Annotated in this window: 7 protein-coding genes and 1 tRNA gene; 5 read left to right on the top strand and 3 right to left on the bottom strand. The window is 48.8% G+C overall.

Annotated elements, in window-relative coordinates; genetic code table 11:
* Positions 1 to 239 precede the first annotated feature (239 nt).
* Entirely contained in the window at positions 240 to 440 is a 201-nt protein-coding gene (locus tag H6F73_RS17710; protein WP_190760105.1) for a hypothetical protein, read from the top strand.
* A gap of 54 nt (positions 441 to 494) precedes the next feature.
* On the opposite strand, the gene H6F73_RS17705 is transcribed toward H6F73_RS17710, so the two are convergent.
* Complete coding sequence (locus H6F73_RS17705; RefSeq protein WP_190760104.1) at positions 495 to 1,385, bottom strand: YihY/virulence factor BrkB family protein; 891 nt, start codon at positions 1,383 to 1,385, stop codon at positions 495 to 497.
* Between the two features lie 127 nt (positions 1,386 to 1,512).
* Between H6F73_RS17705 and H6F73_RS17700 the strand changes: the two genes are divergently transcribed.
* Positions 1,513 to 2,070 (top strand): hypothetical protein, encoded by a 558-nt coding sequence (locus H6F73_RS17700; protein WP_190760103.1) that lies wholly within the window; start codon positions 1,513 to 1,515, stop codon positions 2,068 to 2,070.
* On the opposite strand, the gene thrC is transcribed toward H6F73_RS17700, so the two are convergent.
* A complete protein-coding gene (gene thrC / locus H6F73_RS17695) occupies positions 2,015 to 3,055 on the bottom strand; it encodes a threonine synthase (protein ID WP_242072534.1) in 1,041 nt (346 codons plus the stop codon). The genes H6F73_RS17700 and thrC overlap by 56 nt on opposite strands.
* A 293-nt stretch (positions 3,056 to 3,348) precedes the next feature.
* Between thrC and H6F73_RS17690 the strand changes: the two genes are divergently transcribed.
* Both H6F73_RS17690 and H6F73_RS17685 read left to right on the top strand, forming a co-directional pair.
* Positions 3,349 to 3,633 carry a hypothetical protein gene (locus H6F73_RS17690; RefSeq protein WP_190760113.1) on the top strand — a complete coding sequence of 95 codons (285 nt, stop codon included), beginning with the start codon at positions 3,349 to 3,351 and terminating at the stop codon, positions 3,631 to 3,633.
* 274 nt (positions 3,634 to 3,907) lie between these two features.
* Positions 3,908 to 3,984, top strand: a tRNA-Met gene (locus tag H6F73_RS17685).
* A gap of 236 nt (positions 3,985 to 4,220) precedes the next feature.
* On the opposite strand, the gene H6F73_RS17680 is transcribed toward H6F73_RS17685, so the two are convergent.
* The gene (locus H6F73_RS17680) at positions 4,221 to 4,625 is read right to left on the bottom strand and encodes a hypothetical protein (RefSeq protein ID WP_199330653.1); all 405 of its coding nucleotides are present in this window, start codon (positions 4,623 to 4,625) and stop codon (positions 4,221 to 4,223) included.
* Between the two features lie 503 nt (positions 4,626 to 5,128).
* Here H6F73_RS17680 and H6F73_RS17675 point away from each other — a divergent pair.
* Positions 5,129 to 6,604 (top strand): DUF697 domain-containing protein, encoded by a 1,476-nt coding sequence (locus tag H6F73_RS17675; RefSeq protein ID WP_190760101.1) that lies wholly within the window; start codon positions 5,129 to 5,131, stop codon positions 6,602 to 6,604.
* The last annotated feature ends 240 nt before the right edge of the window (positions 6,605 to 6,844 follow it).

Raw genomic sequence — 6,844 nt, 5'->3', positions numbered from 1 at the left:
GATAATTTTCTGGCGCAGATCAAGACTGTAGGGTCTCATAGTTATTGTCAAGTCAAAGCCTTTTTACCTTTTCTTGCTCTCTATTCTACCTCATTCAATCGAGAACCGTTATATATAAAGACGTATATAAACCAACAAGGTTGGTACACTTTAAAATGTGGCTGACTTTTGTGAAATTACTCCTGGCTTGTTATCGTTAGTGTGAATACTTGAGGCGATCATGTTAGGAGGAAACAGCCGTGAGCCGATCTTTCAATTCGGGAACAGCCGTCTTGCCATACATTTTTGGCATTGTCTTGGGGTTAACAGTCCTCGTGTGGCTGCTGAGAGGCTTTGGAATTCTCACATTTATTCCCGGCTCAATCCTGTGGATATTAATATTGCTCTCTATTACCACCGGCATCATCAGCCGGCTGCAAAGCCGCAGGGGAAGGTACTGAGTGGAGTGTGCTGAGTGCTCAGTAGTGAGTGGGAAAGTAGTGAGTCCCTCTTACCTATTTTCTTTTCCCGTATTGAGGCCGGCGCATGACCTCCCCAACTGTGACATTTAACTGAGCGCCAATTAACATCATTAGCGAACTCAAGTACAGCCACAGCAACAAAACAATCACAGCACCCACAATCCCATAAGTTCGGTTGTAGTTACCAAAATGGGAAACATACAGCCGAAACAGGCCCGATAAAATTGCCCAAAAGACTGCCGCTAAAACAGCACCGGGCATAACCGGCGTTCCAGCAGGCCACCGGCTCGGTCCATAACGATAGATAAAGCCAAAGGCAACAGAAACAATTCCTAAAGCCACAGGCCAGGTAAACAGCCGCCAAAGTCTCAGTAATCCATACTCCACGGTATCATCACCTTGGCTGGCAACCAATCGCACGATCAGGTCACTAATAAACACCAAGGCTGAGGCGTTGATCAGCAGCAAAATCGTCCCAAGGGTGAGAGCGAGAGAAACCAATTTGGCTAGCCAAAACGGTCGAGTTTGAGAGGGAGGAATTTGATAAATTTGATCAAGGGCGGCCATCGCCGCGCTCAGGGCACCCGAAAATGCCCAGAGCGAGGCAATAAAGCTCAAAGAAAACAGCCTTTGATTTCTCGTAATGCTAAGCTCTTGGATCAAACTGCGAATCAGAATGCGAACATCATCCGGGGCGAACTTAGCGACCTGACGCGCCAGGTCGTAAATCGTTGATTGCAATGATTCAAACAGCCCAATTGCCGCTAAAAACGCCAAAATCGCCGGACAAATGGCTAACATCGCGTTATAGGCCATTTCCGCCGATAAGCCGGCTAATCGCTGTTCCCCCACGCGCTTGATAATTTCCCGCAGTGTTGCCAAATTCAGGTGGCGAAAGAACCGGAAAAAGCGAGTTGATAGCATTTTCGATTTAAGATTATTATTACTTATCAATTCTTTGTCCTTCGTCATTCATTATGGGCATCCTTAAATAAGGACACAAAGCACGTTCAGACAAAGAACAATTTAAAATCTAAAATCTAAAATTGATATGACTCACGACGTTAAGCAGTGGTTGGATGAAATTAAAGCTCTGCAACAGCAATTAGCAGAGCGTGAAGCCGAACGAGAGGCGGCCCATACGAGTGCCGAACATTGGCGCGAACTTTACAACAAAGAAGCGCAGCAGCGTCGAACTGAGGCGAAGCTAGCCCAACAAACGATTGAATCTCTGAAGGCAACAATTCAGCGCCTTCAGGAAGGCTTTCCCCACCTCAAACCCGGCGGAACCGGCACTGGGGACACCCTCGCTCAACAAATGGAACAATTGGCAGCTGATGAAGCAAAAGCCAAACTGGTGGAGTTGTTCAGGGAACGGGATCTGGTTCTTCAAGAAGTTGCGCGTTTGGCAGATGCCCTGAAAGTCGAACAAGCTGCCCATATCCAAACCCGCGAAAGTTTAACAACGGCTTTGGGGGATACGATGGACCGGCTTAAAGCCGCCCGCGCCGCCCTCACCGGCACAGATGGGCCGGCAGCGACGGCGGCTGAGGCTAAAAACCCATTACTGATGCTACCGCCGATAAACTCGGATCAATCCCCTGCTTAAATGCGTTGTTACAGTGATGGATGGCACTATCTGGGTCTTTAAGACCGTTGCCGGTGAGCACGCAAACCACGGTTGCGCCGGCAGGAACGCGATCTTTCACTTTCAGTAAGCCGGCGACGGATGCAGCACTCGCCGGTTCACAAAAAATACCTTCTTGGCTAGCCAGTAGACGATAAGCCTCTAAAATTTCCTCGTCTGTGACAGCATTAAATTGCCCTTGGCTCGCTTCTCCCGCCGCGAGTGCCCGCTCCCAGTTGGCCGGGTTGCCGATCCGAATCGCTGTGGCCAAAGTTTCTGGATTGGTCACAGGTGCGCCGGTGACGATGGGGGCTGCACCGGCTGCTTGAAATCCCATCATTCGCGGTAAGCGACCGCATTTTCCTTCCTGATGGTATTGACAAAAACCCATCCAGTATGCAGTGATATTCCCCGCATTACCCACGGGAATACACAGCCAGTCGGGGGCATCACCGAGAACGTCTACCACCTCAAATGCAGCGGTTTTCTGACCTTCCAGCCGGTAGGGATTGACCGAGTTTACCAGCGTCACCGGATAGTGAGACGCCATATCCCGCACAATCTCCAGCGCCCGGTCAAAATTTCCCTTAATTGATAGAACTTCAGCCCCATACACCAACGCCTGCGCCAACTTACCCAGCGCCACATAGCCTTCCGGAATCAGAACAAAGGCTCGCATCCCCCCCCGCCGTGCATAAGCTGCTGCTGCGGCTGAGGTATTGCCGGTGCTGGCACAAATCACTGCCTGCGCTCCGGCTTCCTTGGCTTTGGAAATGGCCATTGTCATTCCCCGGTCTTTAAAGCTGCCGGTGGGGTTGAGACCATCATATTTCACAAAAACTCTCACCTCTTTACCAACCAGCTTGGCAATCGAGGGAACGGGGATGAGAGGGGTGTTGCCCTCTTGCAGGGTCACTACCGGCGTGGTATCTGTCACAGGCAGGTAAGACCGATAGGCTTTGATCAGACCGGGCCAGCCTTTAGCAGCGACCGGCTGGTCGCCCGTATGAAGGTTTGCCCCAGAGGCATGAGAATCAGCAGCAGACAGGCTCAGAGTCACGGTTTTTAGGGGTTCAGATGCAAACAAAATTAGTTTTAACCTTTAGTTTACCTCGATCCTCCAGAAAGCCTACGCCTTTGATCAGATGCTGGTAAAAATCTCAGTCAGTTGAGAAACTGACACAAGCAGAAAATTGACAAATTGGATGCAAATTAATTTATAGTTCAGGTTACAATACGTCATGGTGTGAGTAGGCAAAAATGACTAACCAATTACAGATGTCAAATTGTCCATCCACTTGTACTCAGTCCCCAGGGTCTAGCGATGCTCTGGTGTCGTCACCCATTAGAAATAAACCGATAGAATCGATGAAGTCTCCTTATCAAGCCGATCAGCAAGTGAAGTTCCTGCATCTCCAAGCAGAAATTGAAACCTTATTGTTACAACTGCAAACTATCAAGCAGCGGCAAGAACCGCAGCAGCCAGTTTTAGCCGGCTTTACGGCAGGTGAGACACTCCGGCAGCCGGCAGGTGTAGGCCGATAAGGAGAAGGGGCAGCGAACCCAATCGGAGCAGTCTAGTGAGACGCTTGTGCCAGTAGCTGTACTGCCGTCGTTTCAGCAGCAGTCAGTTTCTGACTCGGATGATCGGCCCTTAAGGCTGAGGGTTAGACGCTACTCTTTCATGACGCTGACAAGGCAACCCCTAAAGCGCAACAGTCAAAATCGCAGTTGCGCCGGCAGGAGTTCAAAATAGTTTGTCTAGAGGGGTTGCCAATTTGTTAGGTTCCGAGTTATATTAATAAAAGCGACAAAGCGACGCGGGATAGAGCAGTCTGGTAGCTCGTCGGGCTCATAACCCGAAGGTCAGTGGTTCAAATCCACTTCCCGCCACCAAATAAAAACTTTAAAAGCCCTGTAATCAGATCTGATTGCAGGGCTTAGTTTTTAGCGCGATAGAAATTCCAGCGAGTTTTTCTAATAAAAATAAGTAGATGCGTGTCGAAGGCTTTCCCTTCTGTCGTTTCAGCAATTGCCAGCCGGCCAGAGCTGGCAATCATTATCGCAAAGCCTTTGGGTGACTTTTGTGTGTTTGAGCGTTAGCGCTAATTATCATGAGCCTTAGGGGACGATTACCACAAAGCGCGTACCGGCGAGCGGTCGGACGAGCCGTTCGGCGAACGGTCGAAGAACTCGTAACTCTGTAGATCGCAAAGATTGACGCGGTAGTCTTCGACCGTTTCACCGTCAGCGAAGATACCCCTGATGTCGTAGATGCAGGTGCGACGACCGTCGGCAATGCTCACTTGTGCGGACTCTCCCCGGTTGAGCACATCCACCCCTAAAATATCTCTTTCCCAGTTATTAACGCCGGTAGGAGAGGTGTAAAACTCTGTTAAAGGACTGCTTGCTCTGTTGATGAGCGTAAACGTGAGATTTTCAGTTTGAGCTTGGGTGCTTTTGACACTCAGTGAAACTAATGGCGCAGCTAAAGCGGTAGCGGCCATGAAGGTACAGAAGGACTGATTGAACCTCATCAAATTATCCTTAGAAAAGATTACCTGAGAATACCTATTATTGAATCGCACTACCTTGGCGGAAAGTCAATGGTTTGACGAACTATTTTTTAAAGATAGGTCTAGGGAAAGCCAGCGAGAGCGTTTGCTTCGCGTGTAGGTTCGCGTCGCCTCAGGTAACGGATCGTACATCCTGCTCAAGATTGCTTGACGGGCTTTATCTAAGGTTGAGTAAGGGATAGTCAGCGCCCTAACCCTTGCCTATCCTGTGCTTACGGCGAAATTTAGGGAACAATTCAGTTTGACGAGTTAACATATCCTTCCGTAAAAGATTTTTCTTTGGGTATTCATTGTGAATGAATCTGTGAAAAAGTGATTGTGATTTCACCGGCACCGGGCAACCCTACGCAGCAGTGCCCCTAAAGGTAGAATGAGATGCAGTGAAGCGTGTGAAGCTAAAGCAAGGTCTAACCTTGTTTTATCTTTTGCCGGCACGATCCCAAACAAAATCTTAAATTCTGTCTATGGCTGTCAACTTGCGGCGACCCATTTTAATTGGGGGCATTGGTCTTTCATTTTCCCTGTGGTTGTTAGAAAGTCTCCATCACTCAGTTGTGCAGGTGGGTGAGTGGACGGTTTTGGGGGTGATCGGAGCCGGCGCGGCGGCGTGGTGGCTTCAGCAAGGAACGCCCAAAATCAAACCGACTCCAACACTGGCGCTTCTAGACCGGCAAACGGTAGAAAAAGCCCTCGCAGAAGCAGAAACCATGATTGGGCATCTGGAGGCTGAGACACAAAACCTCGATGCCAATTCTCAAGCGGCGATCAAGGGTGTGTGCCAGACAATGGGGGAACGGGGAAACCAGCTCAAAGCTGAGTTAGACCGGCAGGAAATTCGCCTTGCTGTTACTGGTGGGAAGGCAGCCGGTAAAACAACGCTGATCCAAGCGTTAAAGTCTGCCATGCCGCAACTCCAGCCAATCACCTTCACAGAGACACCGGCATTGTTTGCGGGGACGGATAGCGGAACCACTGCCCAGAAAAATGCCCTAGAATTGGCAATTGCCTCAGACTTGGTGCTGTTTGTGATCACCGGCGATTTAACTGAACCGGAATGCCAAACCCTGCAACAACTAACATCCGCAGGTGTGCGAACTATTTTGCTGTGGAATAAGCAAGACCAATATTTGCCCGAAGAACGAGCAACCGTTTTGCAGCAGCAGCAATTCAGGATTAAAGAAATCCTAAATAGTGGGGATGTGATGGCGATTTCCGCTTCCCCTGTGCCGGTGAAAGTCCGCCAGCATCAACCGGATGGTTCAGTCAAGGAGTGGCAAGAGGTGCCGGCACCAGAGATTAATTCTCTCACGAGCCGGCTCTGCCAAATTCTGGCAGAGGATGCCCAAAAGCTGGTATTTGCAAGTACCCTGCGGGCAGCCGGTGCATTGAAATTAGAAGCAAAAACGGCATTGAATCGTATAAGACGTGATCGCGCCATGCCGGCAATCGAGCAATATCAGTGGATTGCTGCCGCAGCCGCCTTTGCCAACCCTGTTCCCGCCCTCGATTTGCTTGCAACCGGCGCAATTGCCTCTCAGCTTGTTGTTGATCTCGGTGCCATTTACCAGCAAAAGTTTTCCCTCCAGCAAGCCCAGGCAATTGCTACGACAATGGCAACTTTTATGCTGAAGTTGGGGTTAGTTGAACTTTCCACAAAAACAATTAGTACCGTCCTCAAAAGTAATGCAATTACCTTTGTTGCCGGCGGCGCAATTCAAGGCGTGAGTGCTGCTTATCTGACGCGAATTGCGGGGGTGAGTTTGATTGAATATTTCCAAGCTCAAGATGTTGCAGTGCCGGTTTCTGATGAGAAACCTTTGAATTTTGACAAGTTGGGGAAAACACTGCAAAGTGTATTTCAGCAAAATCAGCAGGCTGCATTTTTGCAATCTTTTGTCAAGCAAGTTGCGAGCCGGCTGACTCCTCAAACTGCCGAATGAGCGATGGCAAAGATAGGATGGGCAGGGCTATCGCTCTACTCATCCTAGAAATAAGGTAATAGCTAAAACAGATAAAAGCTTTGAATTAATTGTTAGCTATTTAATAAATATAATTTTGGCCGGTTTAATGCCAAGGAAATTAAACCATATTTAAGTAAAACATCCAGTAATTTATGAGTGATTCCCACTCAATATGAGTAAATATCTGTCGGAAAACCGAAATTAAATTGTATTGAAGTT

The organism is Microcoleus sp. FACHB-68 (assembly GCF_014695715.1).
Taxonomy (GTDB): domain Bacteria; phylum Cyanobacteriota; class Cyanobacteriia; order Cyanobacteriales; family Oscillatoriaceae; genus FACHB-68.
This window is presented reverse-complemented; position numbering and strand designations above follow the sequence as displayed.

Excerpts from the sequence above, each read along its gene's own strand:
- H6F73_RS17690 (WP_190760113.1), top strand. The coding sequence starts at position 3,349 with ATGACTAACCAATTACAGATGTCAAATTGTCCATCCACTTGTACTCAG.
- H6F73_RS17705 (WP_190760104.1), bottom strand. The coding sequence starts at position 1,385 with ATGCTATCAACTCGCTTTTTCCGGTTCTTTCGCCACCTGAATTTGGCA.
- H6F73_RS17680 (WP_199330653.1), bottom strand. The coding sequence starts at position 4,625 with ATGAGGTTCAATCAGTCCTTCTGTACCTTCATGGCCGCTACCGCTTTA.
- H6F73_RS17675 (WP_190760101.1), top strand. The coding sequence starts at position 5,129 with ATGGCTGTCAACTTGCGGCGACCCATTTTAATTGGGGGCATTGGTCTT.
- H6F73_RS17700 (WP_190760103.1), top strand. The coding sequence starts at position 1,513 with ATGACTCACGACGTTAAGCAGTGGTTGGATGAAATTAAAGCTCTGCAA.